At 45.3% G+C, this 20,824-nt stretch carries 22 protein-coding genes and 1 pseudogene; 22 read left to right on the forward strand and 1 reads right to left on the reverse strand.

Annotated features, from left to right (window positions below):
• The 13 genes and pseudogenes from G588_RS22685 to G588_RS21975 form a co-directional block, all read left to right on the forward strand.
• Positions 1-303 (forward strand): annotated as a pseudogene (locus G588_RS22685) (RNA-guided endonuclease InsQ/TnpB family protein); the annotation flags it as partial.
• The gene (locus G588_RS0103945) at positions 285-602 is read left to right on the forward strand and encodes a hypothetical protein (protein ID WP_022777459.1); all 318 of its coding nucleotides are present in this window, start codon (positions 285-287) and stop codon (positions 600-602) included. The pseudogene G588_RS22685 and the gene G588_RS0103945, both read left to right, overlap by 19 nt.
• Positions 603-637: 35 nt before the next feature.
• A complete protein-coding gene (locus tag G588_RS0103950; protein WP_242830334.1) occupies positions 638-1,141 on the forward strand; it encodes a pyridoxamine 5'-phosphate oxidase family protein in 504 nt (167 codons plus the stop codon).
• A 186-nt stretch (positions 1,142-1,327) separates the two neighbouring features.
• Positions 1,328-1,801, forward strand: a complete 474-nt coding sequence (locus tag G588_RS0103955) for a MazG nucleotide pyrophosphohydrolase domain-containing protein (RefSeq protein ID WP_022777461.1) — start codon at positions 1,328-1,330, stop codon at positions 1,799-1,801.
• Positions 1,798-2,361: a rhomboid family intramembrane serine protease gene (locus G588_RS0103960; RefSeq protein ID WP_022777462.1), complete on the forward strand. Its 564-nt coding sequence runs from the start codon at positions 1,798-1,800 to the stop codon at positions 2,359-2,361. The genes G588_RS0103955 and G588_RS0103960 overlap by 4 nt, the downstream gene beginning before the upstream one ends.
• Before the next feature lie 26 nt (positions 2,362-2,387).
• Positions 2,388-2,696, forward strand: a complete 309-nt coding sequence (locus G588_RS19075) for an HNH endonuclease (RefSeq protein ID WP_022777463.1) — start codon at positions 2,388-2,390, stop codon at positions 2,694-2,696.
• Between the two features lie 50 nt (positions 2,697-2,746).
• Positions 2,747-3,907 carry a macro domain-containing protein gene (locus G588_RS0103970; RefSeq protein WP_022777464.1) on the forward strand — a complete coding sequence of 387 codons (1,161 nt, stop codon included), beginning with the start codon at positions 2,747-2,749 and terminating at the stop codon, positions 3,905-3,907.
• Between the two features lie 115 nt (positions 3,908-4,022).
• Positions 4,023-4,706: a vWA domain-containing protein gene (locus tag G588_RS0103975; RefSeq protein WP_022777465.1), complete on the forward strand. Its 684-nt coding sequence runs from the start codon at positions 4,023-4,025 to the stop codon at positions 4,704-4,706.
• Positions 4,707-4,826: 120 nt separating this feature from the next.
• Complete coding sequence (locus tag G588_RS0103980; protein WP_026668571.1) at positions 4,827-5,411, forward strand: SOS response-associated peptidase; 585 nt, start codon at positions 4,827-4,829, stop codon at positions 5,409-5,411.
• Between the two features lie 88 nt (positions 5,412-5,499).
• Positions 5,500-5,901 carry a (deoxy)nucleoside triphosphate pyrophosphohydrolase gene (locus G588_RS0103985; protein WP_022777466.1) on the forward strand — a complete coding sequence of 134 codons (402 nt, stop codon included), beginning with the start codon at positions 5,500-5,502 and terminating at the stop codon, positions 5,899-5,901.
• A gap of 27 nt (positions 5,902-5,928) precedes the next feature.
• Positions 5,929-6,273 carry a phenylpyruvate tautomerase MIF-related protein gene (locus G588_RS0103990; RefSeq protein WP_022777467.1) on the forward strand — a complete coding sequence of 115 codons (345 nt, stop codon included), beginning with the start codon at positions 5,929-5,931 and terminating at the stop codon, positions 6,271-6,273.
• Positions 6,274-6,593: 320 nt separating this feature from the next.
• A complete protein-coding gene (locus tag G588_RS0103995) occupies positions 6,594-8,711 on the forward strand; it encodes a tetratricopeptide repeat protein (RefSeq protein WP_022777468.1) in 2,118 nt (705 codons plus the stop codon).
• 7 nt (positions 8,712-8,718) lie between these two features.
• On the forward strand, positions 8,719-9,060 hold the full coding sequence (locus G588_RS21975) for a macro domain-containing protein (protein ID WP_278246666.1): 342 nt from the start codon (positions 8,719-8,721) through the stop codon (positions 9,058-9,060).
• A gap of 154 nt (positions 9,061-9,214) precedes the next feature.
• On the opposite strand, the gene G588_RS0104005 is transcribed toward G588_RS21975, so the two are convergent.
• On the reverse strand, positions 9,215-10,354 hold the full coding sequence (locus tag G588_RS0104005; protein ID WP_022777470.1) for an RNA-guided endonuclease TnpB family protein: 1,140 nt from the start codon (positions 10,352-10,354) through the stop codon (positions 9,215-9,217).
• A gap of 80 nt (positions 10,355-10,434) precedes the next feature.
• Here G588_RS0104005 and G588_RS22370 point away from each other — a divergent pair, with 80 nt between their 5' ends.
• The 9 genes from G588_RS22370 to G588_RS0104050 all read left to right on the forward strand — a co-directional run bounded on the left by G588_RS22370 (position 10,435) and on the right by G588_RS0104050 (position 20,761).
• Positions 10,435-10,575: a hypothetical protein gene (locus tag G588_RS22370; RefSeq protein ID WP_022777471.1), complete on the forward strand. Its 141-nt coding sequence runs from the start codon at positions 10,435-10,437 to the stop codon at positions 10,573-10,575.
• A gap of 8 nt (positions 10,576-10,583) precedes the next feature.
• Positions 10,584-10,988, forward strand: a complete 405-nt coding sequence (gene tnpA / locus G588_RS23435) for an IS200/IS605 family transposase (protein WP_022777472.1) — start codon at positions 10,584-10,586, stop codon at positions 10,986-10,988.
• 98 nt (positions 10,989-11,086) lie between these two features.
• Positions 11,087-11,257 carry a hypothetical protein gene (locus G588_RS0104020; RefSeq protein ID WP_022777473.1) on the forward strand — a complete coding sequence of 57 codons (171 nt, stop codon included), beginning with the start codon at positions 11,087-11,089 and terminating at the stop codon, positions 11,255-11,257.
• Between the two features lie 87 nt (positions 11,258-11,344).
• Positions 11,345-12,814: a sensor domain-containing diguanylate cyclase gene (locus G588_RS0104025; protein ID WP_022777474.1), complete on the forward strand. Its 1,470-nt coding sequence runs from the start codon at positions 11,345-11,347 to the stop codon at positions 12,812-12,814.
• A 34-nt stretch (positions 12,815-12,848) separates the two neighbouring features.
• Positions 12,849-13,472, forward strand: coding sequence for an alpha/beta hydrolase-fold protein (locus G588_RS0104030; RefSeq protein ID WP_022777475.1), 624 nt, complete (start codon positions 12,849-12,851; stop codon positions 13,470-13,472).
• A gap of 180 nt (positions 13,473-13,652) precedes the next feature.
• The gene (locus G588_RS0104035) at positions 13,653-14,849 is read left to right on the forward strand and encodes a transglutaminase domain-containing protein (protein ID WP_022777476.1); all 1,197 of its coding nucleotides are present in this window, start codon (positions 13,653-13,655) and stop codon (positions 14,847-14,849) included.
• Between the two features lie 268 nt (positions 14,850-15,117).
• Positions 15,118-16,779, forward strand: a complete 1,662-nt coding sequence (locus G588_RS19090; protein ID WP_022777477.1) for an ABC transporter substrate-binding protein — start codon at positions 15,118-15,120, stop codon at positions 16,777-16,779.
• Between the two features lie 39 nt (positions 16,780-16,818).
• Positions 16,819-19,314, forward strand: a complete 2,496-nt coding sequence (locus tag G588_RS21230) for an EAL domain-containing protein (protein WP_022777478.1) — start codon at positions 16,819-16,821, stop codon at positions 19,312-19,314.
• Positions 19,315-19,414: 100 nt separating this feature from the next.
• Positions 19,415-20,761: an MATE family efflux transporter gene (locus G588_RS0104050; RefSeq protein ID WP_022777479.1), complete on the forward strand. Its 1,347-nt coding sequence runs from the start codon at positions 19,415-19,417 to the stop codon at positions 20,759-20,761.
• Positions 20,762-20,824: the final 63 nt, after the last annotated feature.

Raw genomic sequence — 20,824 nt, forward strand, 5'->3', positions numbered from 1 at the left:
GGGATAGAGTTTGCCCTTACAGAAGAGAGCTATACATCAAAGGCTGATTTTCTTGCAATGGATGAATTGCCTGTATATTGTAAAGGAGATGACAAACCATACTCTTTTTCCGGAAAGAGGATAAAGAGAGGCTTATACAGGCATTACGATGGTACTGTAACAAATGCAGATATAAACGGGGCTGCAAATATCTTAAGAAAAGTATTCCCAAAGGTAACCCAATGGGATAGGGGCATAGTGGACATGCCCTGTTCTGCATGCTGCGTAGAGCAGCCTGCAGGTTCATGCCGCGAAGCGGCGTAACAGAAACCCTTTCCGACGCAGAGTCGGTGAGGGTAGTTCATAGCCACGAAGATGAGAAGCGAATCATCTATTCTTTTGACGGATACGATGACAAAAGAATAATACATACCCCCGGAACGACTCCAAGGCTTCTCGTATACAGCGAGCAGGATGCAGTAATTAAAAGAATCATCCTTGGTCCAAAGTTCAAGAAGGTGGAAGATAATCTCCCCTATTTGCAGTATCGTTGTGAAGCCTTGGCCAAAAAACTGCATTTAAACCCTATTGAGATAATCAAATCACATATCGCATACATCTAAAATTTTAATACAGAGGAGCAATAAAAATGTGGGAAATGGACTACGAATCAGCAGCAAATCACTGGCTTGAGAAGGACAAAGACTCAGTTCATATGGAAGAGGCTGCGTTAAAGATACGAATTGAGAGCTTCATCGCCGGGCACAACACCTGTGCTCTGGCCACAGCTTCTGCAGATATGGTGAGGAATACACCAATTGAGTATAACTACGTTGACGGCAATTTCTACTTCTTTTCCGAAGGCGGTCTTAAGTTCAAGGGGCTTAAGGAGAACAAGAATGTTGGCCTTGCAATCTATGAGCCCTACGGCGGGTTCGTAAGTCTCAAGAGCCTTCAGGTACAGGGCGTCGCTGAGATAATTGAGCCTTTTTCCGAAGAGTATCTTAAGATCATGGAGCACAAGAAGATTCCTGTGGAGGCAATGAAGAAGCTTCCGCAGCCAATGAACCTTATCAAGGTTGTGGCCGTGAGCATGGACTATCTGGATTCGGATCTTAAGAAGGAAGGCTTTGCAAGTAGGCAGCATATAGAATTTCATTGAATACAATCAAACCTGTAAATAGTTGTATTCAAATTCAAAAGGTGTAAATAGTTGTATAGAGGTGTAAAGAGTTGTTCTTTATTAGATTGACGTTGCTAATAGTTCATAGTGATATGATAATTGATATAAAAGAATTACGGTAAATGCGAAAATATTTACGCATTAGAAGGAAAGTGGTGTCGTCAAATGGCAGAGATAGACAGATTAAAAGAAATAGTAGAAACCCTTAGAAGCGAGCACGGCTGCCCCTGGGACAGGGCCCAGACTCATGAGAGCCTCAAGGCTTCGGTCATTGAGGAAGCTGCGGAGGTGGTATGCGGGATAAATATCCTGGATGAGACGAGGGACTCGGAGAATCTCAAGGAGGAGCTGGGGGACCTTCTGCTGCAGATAATGTTTCATGCGGTGATGGCGGAGGAGGAAGGTCTTTTTACCTTTGATGACGTGGTTCGGGGCATATCGGATAAAATGGTTCGAAGGCACCCACATGTGTTCAGCGGTGTGACCTATGCTAACGAGGAAGAGATGCACGAAGCCTGGGCCAAGATCAAGAAGGAGGAAAAGGCCGGCAAGGAGTGGCATGGTGACTACCTTCCGGGGGCATTCGATGAGGCGCTTAAGCTGATAAAAAGGGCGAAAGAGAGGAAGGGCATAAGATGAAAAAATTCAAGATCACATTCAATTCTCCGGTTGTGCTGGGATTCATGTTCATAAGTTTCATAGTGCTGGTGGTTGGATTCATCACAGGAGGATTCACCAACAAGCTATTGTTCATGACGTATCATTCGGCGCTGACAGATCCGCTTACCTACCTAAGGTTCCTGACACATGTGCTGGGCCACAACGGATGGGCACATTATATCGGGAATGCAGCGTATATACTGCTGCTGGGGCCTATGCTGGAAGAAAAATATGGCTCTAAGAGGATAGTAGAGGTGATCCTTATCACGGCGGTGGTTACTGGACTTGTGAACTACCTATTGTTCAGGAATGTGGCGCTGTGCGGAGCAAGTGGTGTGGTGTTCGCGTTCATTCTTTTGACCTCCTTTACCAGTTTCAAGAATGGGGAAATCCCGCTGACCTTCATTCTGGTGGCAATCATCTTCATCGGGCAGCAGATCTACGACGGACTGTTCGTGCAGGACGATATATCCAATCTGTCCCATATCCTGGGCGGCATTGTGGGATCTGTTGTGGGGTACAGGCTTAACAAGAAATGATGTGATTAAATGCGTATGGGGTGCGTATGAGGGGACAGAAGCAGAGAAAAGCCAATATCAAACGTATTGTTCTGGGCAAAACAGATGGAGTGTGCGCCCGCTGCGGCAGAGGGATCACCTTGGAAAAAGCGACGATAGAACACTACGTACCAAAATACAGAGGCGGAGCAGACGATGAGAGGAATCTGCTTCCGCTGTGCAAAAACTGCAACAAGCAGAAGGGCTCTCGGATAGTGGCGGCTAAGGAGTACTATCCTTATCTTAAGGGCATGTTCTGCGCAAATGCTGATGAATACAGAGCAGAATGGGAGAGGGAAAAAGATGGAACTGTATAACGGAAGATCTGAGAATGCTGAGGGGAGGCTCCCCAGAGAAGTGAGGTTTTATGCCATTTCAAATTATCAGGAATGATATTACAAAGGTTAAAGCAGATGCCATAGTAAATACTGCGAATCCGAATGTAGCGATTGGTGCGGGTGTTGATACGGCTATTTACAAGGCAGCAGGCGAGGAGAAGCTTCTTGCGGAGAGGGCTAAGATCGGGCAACTTGAGCCGGGGAAAGTGGGGATAACACCTGCTTTTAATTTAAAGGCGAAGTATATTATCCATGCCAGCGGGCCCTGGTGGGAAGGCGGAGATTATGGCGAGGCGGATCTTTTGAGAGCCTGCTATGACAAGTCTTTGGCTCTGGCCTATGAGCATGGGTGTAAGTCGATTGCTTTTCCTCTATTGGCAACGGGGACCTATGGATTTCCGAAGCGGCTTGGAATCGAGATAGCCGTAAATTCTTTTACCGAATTTCTCACTGAACATGAGATGGAGATATTTCTGGTGGTGTTCGGGCAGAAGTCTGTCAGGATCTCCGGGGAACTGGGAGAAGAGGTTCGTAGCTTCATTGACGATGAGTATGTTGCTGCGACTCTTGATGAAGAGTACAGAGCAGAACGTCCATGGAATCGAGAATATGTTGAAGCCTCAATTGACGCCGCAGAATTTGAGGATGAAGAAACTGAAGATGAAGAAATCTATGATGAAGAAGCCTATGATGAGCCGGATAACAGACCTAAGGGTAGTATAATCCATGGCTCCAATATGCTGGCTTCTCTATGTTCGCCCGGTGCCAAGGAGGCTAATGAAGCTAAGGAACCTAAGCTCTTTGCTGCCGGCAAAGCGATGTCTCTCGATGATGCCTTAAAGAGCATGTACACTGATTCCTTCGAGAAGCACCTTCAGCAGCTGATCAACAAGAAAGGCCTCAAGAATTCTGAAGTCTATGCTGCGGCAAATATTTCCAAGCAGTATTTTTCCAAGCTGCTAAAAGGCCAGGTCAAGCCGTCCAAGGAAAAGGTTCTCGCCCTTGCGGTGGGGCTACAGCTCAACATGGATGAGGCGGTGGATTTCCTCAGGCTTGCGGGATATGCGCTGTCGCCGGTATCTCAGACGGATGTGATAGTTGAGTATTTCATAAGGCACAGGGAATATAGCGTTATGAAAATAGATATCGTGCTGTTCGATTACGGGCTGAGTCCATTATCCAACGGCTGATGTGATAGGTCGCCTTCGGGTTGACCTATTTCTTTTGCCCAAAATGTATTATTACCTTACAAACAAGGACAGCTCACTGTAGGGAGCTGATGATGAGATGATGGAGGTAATTAAGATGAGTAAAGGATATACAGAAATCGTTTATATTTTGGACAGGTCAGGTTCTATGGGCGGCCTTGAGTCAGACACCATCGGAGGCTTCAACTCCATGATGGAGAAGCAGAAGAAGACCGGGGAAAAAGCAGTTGTGTCAACAGTTCTTTTTGACGATGAGTGCGAAGTCATTCACGACAGAGTGCCGATTGAAAAGATCGAGAAGATGACCGACAAGCAGTACTACGTAAGAGGCTGCACAGCGCTTCTGGACGCAGTGGGCGGCGCTATCCATCACATTGGCAACGTTCACAAGTACGCCCGCAAGGAGGACAGACCTGAGAAGACCATCGTTGTCATTACCACAGATGGAATGGAGAATGCCAGCAGGAAGTACTCCCGCGAGAAGATCGAGAAGATGGTTAAGAAGCAGCAAAAGAAGTACGGCTGGGAGTTCATCTTTATCGGCGCCAATATCGATGCCTATGCTGAGGCGCAGAAGTACGGAATCCGCAAGGACAGGGCCGTTAATTATGTCAGCGATACGATCGGCACCGCCGGTGTGTATGCAGGAGTATCCAAGGCGGTTTGCTCGGTAATGATGGCGGAGAGCGCGGATGAAGCAGATGAGTGCCTCACAGGTAGTGGCTGGAACGAGGAGATCAATGAGGACTATATGAGAAGAGGCAAGAAGGTAAGGAGATGATTAAGTACCCATGTCGGTAAAAAATGAAAAATATGCCGATATGGGTATTCTTATGTCGGCGTATTTCCTGTAAGATGGATATGGACGTTTGCGAAGACTTAAGCGGAGATGCTATAAAATATGTGCGGAAGATACTTTTTTGACGGGGCAACTGCATATGAAATCGAGGAAGAGCTGCATCTTCCTAAGGGGATGCTTAGTACCCGCGCGGGCGATATCACTCCCGGAATGGTAACGCCGGGGATTATCCGCAGCAAGAGCGGGGACGCCAACATCGCCTTGTCAGAGCTGTTCTGGGGGATTGCATCCAAGGATAAAAAGCTCATAATTAATGCCAGAGCTGAGTCGGCGGCAGATAAATCAATGTTCGCTGACAGTATCCGAAACAGGAGATGTATTCTGCCTGCGGCGGGATTCTACGAGTGGGATCCCGGCAAGACGAAGTTCACGTTCAGAAGGTCTGACAAGAAGCCTATGTATCTTGCAGGTTTCTATGACCTTAGCGATAACAAGGACTCTTTTGTGATACTGACAACTGCGGCCAATGCGTCGATGCGGCCCGTTCACGACAGAATGCCTGTCATGATAGATAAGAGGAATGTCAGGGAGTATCTTAATGACTCTTTCGCAGCAATGGATATGATAAAAGAGCCGATGCCGGAGCTGGCACGGAGCAGTGACTACGAGCAGCTAAGCCTGTTCTGAGGAATGTTTCCATAACTACATGGGAAAATACAGTTGTGGAAAAATGCGGGGAGATTCATACGAAGCATAAGAAACTGAGGTAAATCTGATGAAAACAGTAAATGTAGTCGCAGCAGTTATTTGCGACAACTATGAACATAAGACAAAGGTATTCGCCACCCAGCGCGGCTACGGCGATTTCAAGGACGGCTGGGAGTTTCCCGGCGGTAAGATCGAAGAAGGAGAGACGCCGCAGCAGGCGCTTGTAAGGGAGATCAAAGAGGAGCTTGCCACGGACATCGAAGTCCATGACCTGATAGATGTCATCGATTATGATTATGAGGCTTTTCACCTTCACATGCACTGCTTCTGGGCAACAGTACAAAAGGGCCATCTGTCACTCTTGGAACATGAGGCAGCGAAGTGGGTGACGTGGGACGACATCGGTGATGTCAACTGGCTCCCCGCAGATGAAGGACTGATAAGTAAGATCACAGAATATCTTAAATAGATCCGGCACATACTAAGGAGGAAGATCATGCCATTTATTTCAACCAAAACCAACGTAACAGTATCCAAAGAAAAAGAGACACAGCTCAAGGAACGCCTTGGTAAGGCCATCTCAATCATTCCCGGTAAGAGCGAGAACTGGCTCATGCTGGCCATCGAGGGAGACATCCCCATGTACTTCAGAGGCGACGACTCTCAGCCCACAGCATTCATAGAAGTTAAGATCTACGGCGACGCATCTTCCGACGTATACGGCAAGATGACCAAAGAGCTGACAGGTATCTACGGGGACATCCTCGGAGTTGCTCCCGACCACATGTACATCCGCTACTTCGGCTCCGATGACTGGGGATGGAATGGAAATAATTTCTAAAATTTTGTTGTGTTTTATATGAACAATTTACAATTGACGCGACTATTTCGAAAGAATAGAATGTAGAAGGAAATAACAGGACAATAATCATGTGTGGAGATTGTTGTCAGATATATTGCTATTATTGCAGCAGATTAGGAAGAAAATGGAAACAATAGTTATAGGTTCAACTGAATTATGTGATGTTCATATGAATGCGACATAGCGGTGCGCAGCATAGAAATATGCAATATTTATTGGGCTATTAGGAGCGCGACTGAATGTTCGGCATTTAGTTTGCGCTCTTTTTATGCAAAAAAATAGAATCAGGAGGGAATGGTATGAGTAATGTGATCAGGGTTAACGGGCAGGCAAAAGGCGGAAGTAAGTTTCACAAAATCATAGTAGCTATCCTGAGTGCAATACTGATCGATTTTGTCGGAACTTTCGGGCTTCTGAGCCTTAGCACCAAGCTGAGGATGTTTAACTATGCATTCTTTGTGACAGTATTTTTCGAGATTTTTGTAGCTGTTATGGCGTATGCGTACTATTTCAAAATCCGTGAGGGAGGTTTTGACGGGAAGAAGGCTTCAGCAGGGTTTAATTTTAAAGACTTTGCTATGAACATTTTGGTCGGTGTAGTAGGAATTTTCTTTCTGTATGCTTCGCTCCATCAATTCGATAGGATGAATTCGATTAAGGCAAAAGAAGCGCACCTGGCATATAAGGCTCTCTCATACTTTAAGAGCTACGAAGAGAGGGCTCTTGATGCTCTTAATGAGACAATTTCCTATGACAGGGATAACACCAAGCTGATAAGAGAGCGCGCCGGATTCCAGGTTATTTATGGAGAGAAGCTTAAGGATGAAGATAATGAGGCGGCAAGCAGACTCTTTGATTTTGCCATTGAGGATTATCGCAGAGTGGCTTCTGCATATGCGGATGATCCGGAGTATTACTATGAGCGAGGCACTGCTTACAGACTGGCCGGAGCATCACGTACAGATGAGGCACTGGCGGATTTTCTTACCGCTATCGAGAAGTATAATGGCGAGGATGAGGAAATCGAGAATAAATATAGGTTTGGATATATCAGGACTTGCAAGGAACATGCTGTTGATGACAAAGATGTTTTGTACGCAAGCTATTGCATGTTCCATGAAATGGTTGACGGTGATGATAAGGAGGATATAAAGAAGGATATTACCAACTATGCCTGCGCTGAATGGTATAGTGATATGGCGGAAATTTGCCAGAAAATAGATAGTAGTGAAGCAGAGATACTGGATTTGTATGATAAGGCAATAATTGAAAATCCTTATGATGCAACACTTTATGTAGGACGTGCCGGATTCAGAGAACCAACTGACGACAATCTTCAGGCTATCGTTGATGACTATACCAAGGCTATTGAATGTACGCCCGACAATCTCGAATATTATTACCTTCGCGGATGGGCATACTATGAGGTCGGCGGTGATGCGAATTACGAAAAAGCTCTGGCAGATTTTAACGAGGTAATAAAACGAGATAGTAAGCACTATAGTTCACTGGCAGGAATGGCTTATGTTCATGCTAATATGAAAGACTATGATGAGGCAATAAGCTATATCAATAGGGCGATTAGTGTAAAAGGATACGCATCTTATTATGAAGCCAGGGGAAGAATGTATTACTATAAAGGAGACTATGATCAGGCAATAGCAGATTATGAAAAGTCTATTAGTTTGGATGGTAGAGCTGATTTATGCCGCAAACTGATCATTTCTGCTTATTACAGACGAGATGATAATTATGACAAAGTAAGAGAACTGGCCGAGAAAGAAATCGCTGAACGTCCTGATAATCCTTATCTTAGTAGTTTCTACTGTATTTATGGCCACACTTATTATGATGAAGGCCAGTATGATAAGGCATTGGAAAAGTACCGAGCTGCCTACAATGTGGGAAAAAGTAAAGATATCGGCGATGAATCATTAGCTTTTTATTTGGGTAATTGCGGTGATGTATATAGTGCTATAGAAAATTATGAACTAGCAGAAAAAGAATATACTTCTGCTCAGAATAAGCTTGATAAAACTAGCCTTGATTGGGGAAAATACGGCTATCAAAGAGCATGCGCTATGTTCTATCAGAAAAAATATGATAGTGTGATGTCATGTCTTGAAGAAATCACAAATAATACATCGGATTCAGCATTGCTGCAAGACTGCTATAAGCTTATCGGACATTCTTATTACAGCAAGGCTGAATACAATGACGCAATCAGGGAATATGAACTGTCTGAGAAGCAGACAACTGATCCGGTAGAGAAAGCAGATTGCTTCTACTGGATGGCTTACGCTTATCACAACATGGGAGAAAAGGATGCAGCTGCAGATTGCGCTTACAAAGCTGTTACCTTGGATCCCACAAATGAAGAGTACAAGAAATTTCTGGATGAAGTGAATCAGGCATGACGATATAATTACTCCTGCCTTTAATCTGACTAATGCCAAGGCGATAATTCATGCGGTAGGTCCTAATTTTGCTGTAACACCTACTGCGTTCAAGGCACTGCTTGATGTCTATTACAACTCGCTTGTTGTGCTGAAGGATAATGGCTATCACAGTATTTCTTTTCCCCTTATAAGTTCAGGGATATTTGGCGGCCGTCTTGATAACCCAACAGCTGAGTCCACCAAGCAGTGCTTTGAGGCCTACAGGCAGTTCGTCAGTGTTCATCCTGACTATGAGATCGATGTGAAACTCTGTGCCTATGGCCATGAACAGATGATGCTTGCAGAGGCAGTTTTTGACAATATCTGAAAATGAGAAACAAGAAACGTCAACTACCACGCACCTAAAGGTACGTGGCTTGCGACTCCCCTGTAGTTCGTTGCAATAACTCCTACATTTTGTCGGTGTAACTTCCGTGGGGTCGCATCATGGGACGGTTGACACCGCCCCTTACGACGAAGATTTACTCTGTCGTAACTGTATCAGGTACTTGACTATCTTCGAGATAGTTGATTCCCATGCGGTACAGATTCATAGCTCCAATGCGGTCATCGTTTGATTTATAGCCACAGTTCTTACAAGTAAACAGATGCAATTTCTTATCACGATTGGCTTTTTCAATGTGTCCACATACAGGACAGCACTGACTCGTATAACGAGGGTCAACCTTAATAACAGTAGACTGATTCTGTTTAGCTTTGTAGACAAGTTTCTGTTCAAGGTCATAGAAAGACCACGATACGGAAACGTAGCGGTCTTTGGTTCTGACACGCTCTGTAGCATTACGAACGCCTGACAAATCTTCAAGAACAAAGAGCGTATGCTTCGGGTTGGATTCAACGAGTGCCTTTGATACCTGGTGGTTAACATCCTGCATCCAACGGTTTTCTCGCTGACCGATAGCTTTTAATCTACGTCTTGAAGATGGTGTCTGACACATTTGGAGTTCTTTACGAAGCTTAGAATAGTGAGCTCGTTTCTGCTTGATGGCTTTACCGCTTACAAATCCAGACTTGTGCTTACTGTTATAAGTGGCAACAACAAAGTTAATACCTCTATCAATGCCTACAACATTGCAGATATCAGAGATATTACTTTCCTCGATATCATAAGAAACAGGGATATGCAAAAAATATTTTCCGTGCTTATTTACGAGCTTGGCAGTGCCAAACTTATATATATCGTGGTCGAAGTATTTAGACATCCCTTCAGCGAAATAAGGCAACTTAACACGACCATTCAGCGTGTTTACTGAAAAGCAGTTTTGCATAAGAGAATAATCTCTGTTCCATACAAGGTCATACTGTGGCTTCTTAAAAGATGGCTGAATCCACTCTTTCTGATTTTCGAGAATGGTTTTATATCTTGCGATAACAGTCTTAAATACAGACTGAGCCATTTGAGATTTAAGTCCAAACTCTTCTCGGAGTGTAGAATACAAAACCTTGTTAAGTGAGAACTGTTTTAGGTCGTGAGTACGGAACACATAGTCAGACACAAAATTACAGGCATCAGAATAAACAGACATGGTTTTATCAAGTAGAACCTTATTGTCTGCACTAACGGATATCTGAATTTTAGCCGTGACTGTCATCTGTTCCATAGTGTACCTCATTGTAACTTCACTAAACAAATGATATAACATATATTAGTGAAAGTCAATTATTTGTAGGAGATTTTATCATGGAAAACAAAGTTAAAGACATAATAATCCAAGCCCTGAAAGACGCAGGTTATGAAATCGAACTTGATAATGGAATACTCATAGTGGATGATTACGATACCAATAATGGAGTTTCCGTAAAAATCGAGACATTATCGTAAAACAGCCTATGGATAGCAGATATAATCGCCATAACAGACGCAAGTACAGTCTAAAAGTGCATATAGTTCTCGTCACTAAGTACCGCAAACAGATACTTAAAGGCTCTATTGCTGACGATGCTAAACAGCAAATATATGATATCTGTAATTCTAAAGATTACGACATTATAGCTATGGAAGCCGACAAAGACCATATACACTTCCTGATAAGCTACGATACTACAGATAGAGTATGCGACATAGTAAAGCTTATTAAGCAACAGACCACACACTATCTATGGCAGAAATATCCAAACTTTTTATCTAAGTGTTACTGGAAGCATAAGATATTTTGGTCAGATGGTTATTTTGCTTGCAGTATAGGCGAAGTATCCTCAGCAACTATACAAAAATATATCGAGAACCAAGGTTGATGGCTACGAATTTACAAGGCTCCTCCCACCGCCCAAGGGCAGTGGGTTTCCGCCTACGACAAGCGAAAGGATTTTATTTATGAAAGGAGACCGACAATATGGAAACCTGGTATTACGTAGTTGAGAGCATCGATGGCGACTATGCGAACCTTCGAAGAACCGATATTGAATCTGATGATCTTAAGCTTGTGGCGCGTGCTCTTTTGCCCGAAGACATCTCTGAGGGCACTCAGCTTAAGTATGAACTGATGCAACACACTCGTTTATAAACCTTTAATTTGTTAACGTAATAGCGTTTATATTAAAATAGAATAGGAATAGTTTGGGGAAGCAAGTTTCTTTGAGGGTATAGGAACATGAAACATTCGATAAGAAAAAAATTTGCTCTTCTTATATTTTTGACTACAGCGCTTCTTGGCGCATTCCTTATTGTTGTCAGCACAGTTGTTGTCAGAAGCCTTGCTGATGTTATGTTTAAGGAGAGTGCTGACAGTGCATCCTATGTTGCGGCCGCAAATGTCGACCCCGATGAGGTGAAGATCTTAAGGGATAAGGTGCTTGAGATCTACAGAGGCAGTACTAAGATCACAAGCTCTGAATGGGGATCTGAGGCATTTGAGGAGTATCAGGCCCTATATAAATCGCTATATGATACCAAAGAGTACAAGGATGTCCTGCACGATCTGAAGGTAGTGCAGGATGGCAGCAATGTGAGCTGCATCTATATCCTATATCCGGAACTCTCCGAAGACAGGAATGACTTCATTTATCTTGTGGATGCAGACAATGCGGATCCATGTCCAATAGGATGCATTGACAGCTATGAATGGGCTGATGAATGGGCAGCTATGCTGGCTGAGAATCCGGAAAACGGAATGGACCCGACTATTACCAAAACCGAGGAATATGGTTGGTTGGTCAGCAACATGCGGCCGATAAAAGATGAAAATAATGAGACAATAGCTTATACTGCGACGGACATCTCCATGAATGAAGTAAGGAGGATGCAGAACAGCCTTACGGTTGCGCTTATATTGGTGGCGATCGTAATCCATGTACTTAGCTATCTTATAAGTACGCTGATCCTAAACAGTACCATAGTAAAGCCGATAAAAGTGCTGTCTGAAACTGCTCAAAATTACTGGGCTGACGGCAAATCAGGCGTGCGTGATGACTTTGCCAAACTTACCATTAAGTCTTCAGATGAGATCGGTGTACTCACAGAATCGATGAAGAAGATGGAATCGGATATAAACAAATACTTTAGCGGCCTTGAGGCTACCAGGCAGGAGCTTGGAGCCGTCCGTGAAGAGTCGCGAGTAATCCGCGAAATGGCCAATAGTGATGCTCTTACCGGCGTAAGAAACAAGTATTCCTACAATAAAGAGATCGAAGGGGTTACAAGGGCTTACGCTAAAGGCAAGCTCAAATCCTATGGTATCGCCATGATAGATCTTAATTATCTCAAGGAAATCAACGATACCTATGGACATGATAAAGGAGATCTCGCCATTAAGACAGTATGCAATATAGCCTGTGAAGTATTTGAGCATTCACCGGTGTTCAGGATTGGCGGAGATGAATTTGTTATAGTCCTGGTTAATGGGGACCTTAAAAATATTGATGCACTTGTGGCGAAATTTAATAAGCTTTTGTCAGAGCACGAGGAGAATACAGCTCTTGAGCCCTGGCAGAGAGTTTCCGCAGCAATTGGCTACGCCGTATATGATCTGGGTATAGACAGAACTGCCCAAGACGTATTCGAGAGGGCGGATTCAAATATGTATGCGGATAAGGCATCCAAAAAAAGGAATCATAAGAATTAAATCGTCTACCATATATTGGCGGAGGTACAGTCTTATGTTGGAAATGATCGAGTACGGAAATGCTGCAGCGCAGACAGTTCTGGTGCAGATGGCCGATGAGCACAGTATGGACCTCATAGAGAGGGAAGTAGCAGGCATTAAGGAGCGGACAGATGCGGATTTCCTGATGCGTGTATTTAAGATTAAACGCTGGAATGATGAGCTGTCTCCCTGGAAGGCTCCCGCAGTTTTTGGCAAGGAGAACTTCGGAGAGGGGGCAAAAGATACCCTTGAAGAAGTTTTGGCAAATTGCCAGGAAGACGGCAGAGCCTACTATATAGGCGGTTATTCACTGGCGGGACTTTTTGCTCTGTGGAGCGCATATCAGACCGATGTTTTTAGTGCAGTGGCAGCAGCTTCTCCTTCCATGTGGTTTCCGGGATTTGTGGAATACATGGCGGAACATGAGATTAAGGCCGGGGCTGTGTACTTAAGTCTTGGAGATAAAGAGGCCAAGGCACGGAATCCTGTGATGGCAACCGTTGCCGACAGGATTAATGAGGCCCACGAACTACTACAGAGCCGTGGTATAAAGTGTACCCTTGAGTGGAATGAGGGCAATCATTTCAGGGACGTGGATTCAAGGATGATCAAGGCCTATTCCCAGCTTTTAAGATAACGTTTAAGTCAAAAAAATGTTATAGCTTTTCATCATTTTTTCCGATGTATTTATTTGTAATTTAATGAAATATCTATAGATTTTAGGCGCAGTTGCAAGTTTGTTAACTTTTACAGAATATAATATCCCTATCCCAAGTCGAGAGTGAAAAATTATTTTTTGAAACAGGAGACCGGAGATATGGGAAGAAGTACTTATCACGGCCGATACAATTTTATCCGGTATCTTAGGATATCAATTGGCATTCTTACAGCTGTCCTTATCGCCAATGCGCTGATTGTCAGCACCAATATCCAAACAGCGGATGCGGAAGCCGGCAAGATCCTGCCGGTGCGGATTAATGAGCAGCTTGAGGGACTGACGGGAAGGTGTCTGCTCTACGAGACTGCTGACGACGTTATTTCAAGGGAAGATATCTGGGTTATGTACAATGCGCTGTCGGATGAGGACAAGGCTGTCTACAATCTTTTCCTGGATCTGGCAGGGAGGCAGGACTCTACTTACGTCAGCGCCGTTGTTATCCCTGAGTACAAGCTGAAGATGCTGGGAGAGAAGCACCTATGGTATGTTTATTCCGCCATGAGACACGATCACCCGGAATATTTCTACCTTTCAGCTTCGCCGGATATTATCAATTGCATGAAAATAAGTCTTGATGACTATTGCATATTTTTCTTCAACATGGTGGAAAATGATTTCTCTGAGGAGATACAGGCCTTTGAAGATGCCACGGCAGCTTTCATGGAAGATATAGACCTTGGTCTTTCGGATCTTGAGATAGAGCAGCAGATCCATGACAAGCTCATAGACCTTGCCTGCTACGATGAATACAATGATATAGCCCCGGACGAGGACTGCTCAGATCTCAAATATACAGCCTACGGCGCTCTGGTTGCCAATTCCGAAGGAACTCCCAACTGTGCTCTGTGCAGAGGATATGCCCTTGCCTTCGAGCATCTGCTGCATCTGGCCGGCATTCCCTGCGGATATGTGTCGGGAGAGGTATTCAGAAATGATTCGGAGCAGGATGAGTCAAGGGTGCCCCACGCCTGGAACCTTGTCAGAATAGAGGATAAGTGGTACGAAGTCGACGCCACCTGGGATGACATCACCTACAATCCCGATAACGGTGAAGAGTATAATGAGCTGATGGAGCAGGAGACGATACCCTACTATAACTGGAGGCACCACTATTTCAACAGATCCACCTTCGAGATGAGAAATCTCAAGGTCTCAGACGATACACTTTTTGTGATCGAAGGATATTATCCTTACAATCCGGTTAAGGATACTTCCCACAGAAGGAGCAAAAAAGGCTCGGAAAATGCCACAGAAACCGATGTTTTCCTGAATTCCCTGCTCCCCTATGCAAGATAGAAGGATATAAAGCTACAGACTAATTTGGAAGAGTCGCTGTTAAGACCATGACGGCGACTCTTTTTGTAGCACAAGACCGGCAAGCGAATGGATGCTTTCAGCCTACTCGATCGTGCAAAATAAATAAAAATTTCAAGAATAAATTTACGAAATAATGCATTATTCTTTATCTTTATTTAAGACATTTTTTCCCGGTCTCATTGTAAGATAGATGTATAAGAGTGGCAGTATACCCGCTAGATAAAAAACTTATGCAATGGAGACCGTCATGAACCGTATATTTTGGAAGAGGACGTTGGTCTGCTTATTTACCATATCCGTTTTTACTGCAGCCTGCTATGGCTGTGATTCGCAGATCCCTGAGAATCCTATTCTGCAGCAGGAGACGTCTGCAGAGCCGGATGTATCGCATTTTCTGGTGGCCGTTGAGGATGAACCCGATACGGTTGATTTCCAGTGCACTTCAATTCACTACACTGTGGCTCAGAACGTGTTCAACCGCCTGGTGGAGATGGAGAATGATGCAAACGGTGAGATGGAAGTTTTGCCATCATTGGCAGAGTCCTGGGATATTTCCGAGGATGGACGTGATTATACCTTCCACTTAAGGAAGAATATCACCTTCAGTAACGGATCTCCCCTTACAGCCTCAGATGTTCAGTATACTTTTACAAGGCTTCTTACTCACCCTGATTCCTGCAATCAGGATATTGTTGATATAATTGCCGGCGCATCGGCACTGGAAAATGGTGAGACCGATACCCTTGAAGGCTTCAAGGTCATTGATGATCTGAATTTCGTTGTGACTTTGGAAGAGCCCTTCGAGGCATTCCTTGCCTGCCTGTCCATGCCTGCAGCTTCTATCCTTGATGAGGAGACGACGACAGAGGCAGGAGAGCGCTTTGGAACAGATCCGGAGTGGACCATAGGAACAGGCTCTTTTATCCTGTGGAAATGGGTGCCCGGAGACGGAATGCTCCTTATCGCCAACAAAAACTGCTGGTTGGGAGAACCCAAATGCGAAGGATTGGATCTTCGTTTTATGACTGATGCCGGCTATATCATCAAGCTCTTTGACGCCGGAGATATCGACGTTCTTGACCTGGACGAAGTCGGCAATACTGCTGAGTACTATCTCCACGGAGAAATATATAAGGACAGACTCTTCAAGGTACAGCGCATAGGAATAACCTATATTGCACTTAATGAGAGCATAGAGCCTCTGAACGATGTGAGGGTCCGCAAGGCAATGCAGCTGGCCCTTGATCGAGGCGCCCTTCTGGCGGCGGTCTACGGAGATAACGGCTATGTGGAAAACGGTATTTTCCCCCATGGTCTCTACGGCTATAATCCGGATCTTCCGGAGATCCCCTATGACCCTGAGGCTGCGGCAAAGCTTCTTAAGGAGGCAGGCTACGAGGATGGATTTGACTTAACTGTCAGCGTCAACTCTGCATCCACCAGGTGGGAGCTGGCTGTGCTCAGACTTGCGGCATCCATGTGGGAACAGATCGGAATCAGAGCAGGCATCGATGTCATGGATGAGAGCGAGTTCATGAAGCTGAGAAAAAGCGGGCAGATGGCCTGCTATACAGCTCAGTGGATGGCGGATTTCAATGACCCCGACAACTTCATCTATACTTTCTACGGAAATGAGAGCAACACCACCTTCAGGAGCCTCTGCTATCCAAGGGAAGATATCATGGAGCGCATACAGAAGGCCAGGACAATATCCGACAGGAATGAGCGTATTCACGAATACAATGAGCTTGAGCGTATCATTGTTCAGGAGGACGCCGCCTGGATTCCACTGTTTTCAAGACAGAGATATTACGTAACCTCCCAGAGACTTGAAGGAATTCAGGCCTCCTGGAATGGTTCCGTTAAGAATAAGTACCGCGAGATGACAATTTTGTATGAGAACCCGTAAACTTATACAGCGCAGGCTGTAAGAAGGAGATAACGGCAGATGCGTTCCATCCGCTCGACGATTACGCTTATCACTGTACTCGTAATTCTGGTAAGTATAGTGTCCGTCTCCGGCGCCAGTCATGTCATCATCTGGAATGAAACAATTAACAATTCAGTTGAGACCATGAACCTGATCAACACCGGAACGGAGAGACTTCTTGAGAACTATTTTGAGAGTGTCAAGGAGTCTGTTGACATTGTCTCGAACATTGCAATCGATGATCTGGACAGTGTTCTTTTGGTGGAAAAGGGAGTCGTAGGCCAAAAAGCAGCCAGGACCCCCAGGCAGATCAAGGAGCTGGATGATTATATTGTACGTTATTGCAACACAGTCCAGACTCTTTTTTCCGGTGTCGCAGACAATACCGAGGGCGTAATCTCATACTATTATTGCATTGATCCCGGGCTAAGCAATAGCGAGCACGGCTTTTTCTATATGAAGAAGGGTAAAACGGGACTTATCCGCCAGAATCCTCTTGATGCTTCCGCGTTGGAGGTTAATGAGGGGCTGGAGGCTTCCTGGTATGACACCGCAGTGGCCAAGGGAAGCCCCGGATGGATCGGACCCTACATCTATCAGGGAGAGTGGGTCTGTTCCTATATGGTTCCCATCTATAAGGCAGGCGTGCTGATCGGAGTTATGGGTGTTGACATATCCTGTGAAGCGCTGGCAGCCCAGGTCAAGGATTTCAGGTTGTACAAGACGGGATTTGTATGCCTTTTTGATAAGACCGGACGTATTATCTATCATCCCGAGGCAACTATGGGAAGTAGCTTTGACTGGCTACCTAAAGAGGTTCAGCTCCAGATCATACAGACCAACAACAATAATGATGATCTGATACGCTATACCAAAAACGGTCAAAAGAGGCAGCTCTCTTTTTCCACTCTTTCCAACGGCATGAAGCTGTGCTGTATCGTACCCGTTGAGGAGATAAATGCCAGCTGGAGAGCGCTTCTGTGGGGCACCTCGCTGATAACCATAATCATAATTATTATCTTTGTTATGCTGATCTTCTTTGTCATGGGAGCCATAACAAAGCCTCTCCAGCAGCTCACCGACGCTTCTAAGAAGCTGGCGGATTCCAACTACAACGTTGACCTGACCTATCAGAGTAAAAATGAGATCGGAGCCCTGACCGAGGCTTTCAGGAAGATGAGAGATCGCATCAGGCACAATATCGAAGATCTTAATCATCAGATTTACTATGACAGACTTACTGACCTGCCCAATATGAGAAAGTTCTTTAGTCTTGCGGCGCAGGAGAGAGACCGCCTAAAGGCTGAGGGCAAAGAAGCTGTCATGGTATATATCAATATGATCGGCATCAGGAACTATAACCGCCGCTACGGCTTCAAAAAGGGCGACATGCTGATAATCGATTTTGCAAGGATTCTGTCTAAGAATTTTGGAGAGAACAGAGTCTGCAGGTTCAGCGGAGACCGTTTTACGGCAGTCGCCGATGCAGCTGAGGTAGAAGGTATTCTGAGCGATATCCTTAAGGAATGCGAGACGATTATGAGCGGCTCAAGGCTCCCTATTCGTGTGGGAATCTACCCTGACAAGCTTGAAGATGTTGATACAGACGTTGCCTGTGACCGCGCCAAGTACGCCTGTGACAGGAAAAAAGGTGGGCTGGCCTCCACCATTACCTACTACGACGAGGATATGCTCAAAAGAAGTGAGATCGATCAGCATATCATCAACAGCCTTGACCGTGCGCTCAAAGAGGGGTGGGTTAAGGTATACTATCAGCCAATTGTAAGGGCAAGCACAGGCAAAGTCTGCGATGAAGAAGCCCTGGCTCGCTGGGTGGATCCTGAGCTTGGTTTCCTGTCACCGGAATATTTTATCCATGCCCTTGAACAGTCCAAGCTGATATACAAGCTGGATCTCTATGTGTTGGAAGAAGTTCTAAGGAAAATGAAGAGGCAGGTAGCAGACGGTTTTTACCCTGTTCCCCAGTCCGTCAATCTGTCACGAATGGACTTTGAGAGCTGCGACCTGGTTGAGGAGATCCGCCGCAGGGTCGATGATGCCGGCATCAAGCGTTCGATGATAACCATTGAGATCACAGAGAGCGTTATCGGCAGTAACTTTGAGTTTATGAAGCAGCAGATCGATAGGTTCAGAAGTCTTGGCTTCCCTGTATGGATGGACGACTTCGGAAGCGGATACTCATCCCTTGACGTTCTGCATCAGATTCACTTTGATCTGTTCAAATTTGATATGCGTTTCATGGAACGTTTCAATGAAGGTGATGCCAGCAGGATCATCCTGACTCAGATGGTAAATATGGCCAAGGGGCTTGGCATAGATACCCTCTGTGAAGGCGTTGAGGAGAAGGAGCAGGCGGAGTTCCTCAAGGAGATAGGCTGCACCAGAATTCAGGGATTCTACTACGGCAAGGCACGTCCTTATGAGGAGATTGTTGATATCTTTGAAAAAGGATCGTCCCTTCACTTCGAATCTCCCGAAGAAGCTTCTCGATGAAGGAGTCTTTTGAAGAAGGAGCCTGTTGATGACAAAAAATGAGAACAGGATAACGGTGGGCTGATGGCTCATCGTTATTTTTGCGGTTATAATACTATTTATGGAAAAGAAAACTAATGAGCTAATAAAAGAAACAGTAAATATGGCCTGGCCTGCGGTAATAGAGTCCTTTTTTACCGCCTTCGTGGGTCTTGTGGACTCCTACATGGTCAGCGGCCTTGGGAGCGACGCCGTGGCAGCGGTGGGTCTTACAACTCAGCCAAAGTTCATGGGGCTGTCCCTGTTTTTTGCCGTTAACGTGTCTCTGTCGGCGCTGGTGGCCAGAAGAAGGGGAGAGGGCAAAAGAGAGGACGCCAACAGGATACTGGTATCGGGCTTAATGTTTATCATACTGGCAGCAGTTATCATCGGCACAGTGCTGGTGGGCGCTGCGGACCCTATCATCAGATTCTGCGGCTCAGGCTCCGACACACATGACCTGGCGGTTTCATATTTCAGGATCGTCATGGGCTGGATGATCTTCAACTGCATTCAGATGGGCATCAATTCCGCCCAGAGAGGCGCAGGCAACACCAGGATCACGATGCGTACCAACTTAGCTTCCAATACCGTGAATGTGATCTTCAACTATTTGCTGATCGGCGGTCACCTTGGTTTTCCCGCCCTGGGGGTAAGGGGAGCTGCCCTTGCAACTGTCCTTGGAACTATAGTTGCCAGCATCATGAGTATCAGGTCATTATTCAAAAAAGACTGCTTCGTCAGCATTCCGTATATTGTCAAAAACAGGATTCTGCCCGGAATTACCGCTCTCAAGCAGCTCTCCAAAGTTGGTTATTCCATATTCTTTGAGCAGATCCTTATGAGAGTTGGATTCATGGCGACTTCAATTATGGCCGCCAAGATGGGAACTGCGGCTATGGCTGCCCATCAGGTGGGAATGAACATCATGGGCCTGTCCTTCTCCTTCGGAGACGGCTTGCAGGCAACTGCGGTGGCTCTGATCGGACGTAGCCTTGGAGAGGGAAATGAGAAGCTTGCCAAAGACTACGGCCGCACCTGCAGAATATTGGGACTTGGCATATCCATGGTTCTTGCCTGTCTCTATTTCTTCGGAGGTCATGCACTGATGTCTGCATTCTTCAAGGAGCCTGAGATTGTGAAGATCGGCGTTGATATCACCAGGATCATAATCGTTGTCGTAATCTTCCAGGTATCCCAGGTTATCTATATGGGATGTCTTAGAGGCGCCGGAGATACGGGCTACACAGCCATGGCATCCATCATCAGCGTTACGGTCATCAGAACAGCTTTTTCCTATATGTTCGGATATATGCTGGGCTTTGGAATTAACGGAGTGTGGATGGGAATCCTGGCGGATCAGGTGTCCAGGTTCATATTTGGCTCGGTGAGATTCAGGCAGGGGAAGTGGACGAAAATCAAGATATAAGGATTATAGGTAATGATTATTAGATAGAAAGAGGCCGCCCGGGTTAAACCCGAGCGGCCTTGG

The organism is Butyrivibrio sp. AE3009 (genome assembly GCF_000420845.1).
Lineage (GTDB): Bacteria > Bacillota > Clostridia > Lachnospirales > Lachnospiraceae > Butyrivibrio.

What these genes read in the sequence shown, in the direction of transcription:
- G588_RS0103945 (WP_022777459.1), top strand. Translation starts at nt 285, where the DNA reads ATGCCGCGAAGCGGCGTAACAGAAACCCTTTCCGACGCAGAGTCGGTG.
- G588_RS0103950 (WP_242830334.1), top strand. Translation starts at nt 638, where the DNA reads ATGGACTACGAATCAGCAGCAAATCACTGGCTTGAGAAGGACAAAGAC.
- G588_RS0103955 (WP_022777461.1), top strand. Translation starts at nt 1,328, where the DNA reads ATGGCAGAGATAGACAGATTAAAAGAAATAGTAGAAACCCTTAGAAGC.
- G588_RS0103960 (WP_022777462.1), top strand. Translation starts at nt 1,798, where the DNA reads ATGAAAAAATTCAAGATCACATTCAATTCTCCGGTTGTGCTGGGATTC.
- G588_RS19075 (WP_022777463.1), top strand. Translation starts at nt 2,388, where the DNA reads ATGAGGGGACAGAAGCAGAGAAAAGCCAATATCAAACGTATTGTTCTG.
- G588_RS0103970 (WP_022777464.1), top strand. Translation starts at nt 2,747, where the DNA reads ATGCCATTTCAAATTATCAGGAATGATATTACAAAGGTTAAAGCAGAT.
- G588_RS0103975 (WP_022777465.1), top strand. Translation starts at nt 4,023, where the DNA reads ATGAGTAAAGGATATACAGAAATCGTTTATATTTTGGACAGGTCAGGT.
- G588_RS0103980 (WP_026668571.1), top strand. Translation starts at nt 4,827, where the DNA reads ATGTGCGGAAGATACTTTTTTGACGGGGCAACTGCATATGAAATCGAG.
- G588_RS0103985 (WP_022777466.1), top strand. Translation starts at nt 5,500, where the DNA reads ATGAAAACAGTAAATGTAGTCGCAGCAGTTATTTGCGACAACTATGAA.
- G588_RS0103990 (WP_022777467.1), top strand. Translation starts at nt 5,929, where the DNA reads ATGCCATTTATTTCAACCAAAACCAACGTAACAGTATCCAAAGAAAAA.
- G588_RS0103995 (WP_022777468.1), top strand. Translation starts at nt 6,594, where the DNA reads ATGAGTAATGTGATCAGGGTTAACGGGCAGGCAAAAGGCGGAAGTAAG.
- G588_RS0104005 (WP_022777470.1), bottom strand. Translation starts at nt 10,354, where the DNA reads ATGGAACAGATGACAGTCACGGCTAAAATTCAGATATCCGTTAGTGCA.
- G588_RS22370 (WP_022777471.1), top strand. Translation starts at nt 10,435, where the DNA reads ATGGAAAACAAAGTTAAAGACATAATAATCCAAGCCCTGAAAGACGCA.
- tnpA (WP_022777472.1), top strand. Translation starts at nt 10,584, where the DNA reads ATGGATAGCAGATATAATCGCCATAACAGACGCAAGTACAGTCTAAAA.
- G588_RS0104020 (WP_022777473.1), top strand. Translation starts at nt 11,087, where the DNA reads ATGGAAACCTGGTATTACGTAGTTGAGAGCATCGATGGCGACTATGCG.
- G588_RS0104025 (WP_022777474.1), top strand. Translation starts at nt 11,345, where the DNA reads ATGAAACATTCGATAAGAAAAAAATTTGCTCTTCTTATATTTTTGACT.
- G588_RS0104030 (WP_022777475.1), top strand. Translation starts at nt 12,849, where the DNA reads ATGTTGGAAATGATCGAGTACGGAAATGCTGCAGCGCAGACAGTTCTG.
- G588_RS0104035 (WP_022777476.1), top strand. Translation starts at nt 13,653, where the DNA reads ATGGGAAGAAGTACTTATCACGGCCGATACAATTTTATCCGGTATCTT.
- G588_RS19090 (WP_022777477.1), top strand. Translation starts at nt 15,118, where the DNA reads ATGAACCGTATATTTTGGAAGAGGACGTTGGTCTGCTTATTTACCATA.
- G588_RS21230 (WP_022777478.1), top strand. Translation starts at nt 16,819, where the DNA reads ATGCGTTCCATCCGCTCGACGATTACGCTTATCACTGTACTCGTAATT.
- G588_RS0104050 (WP_022777479.1), top strand. Translation starts at nt 19,415, where the DNA reads ATGGAAAAGAAAACTAATGAGCTAATAAAAGAAACAGTAAATATGGCC.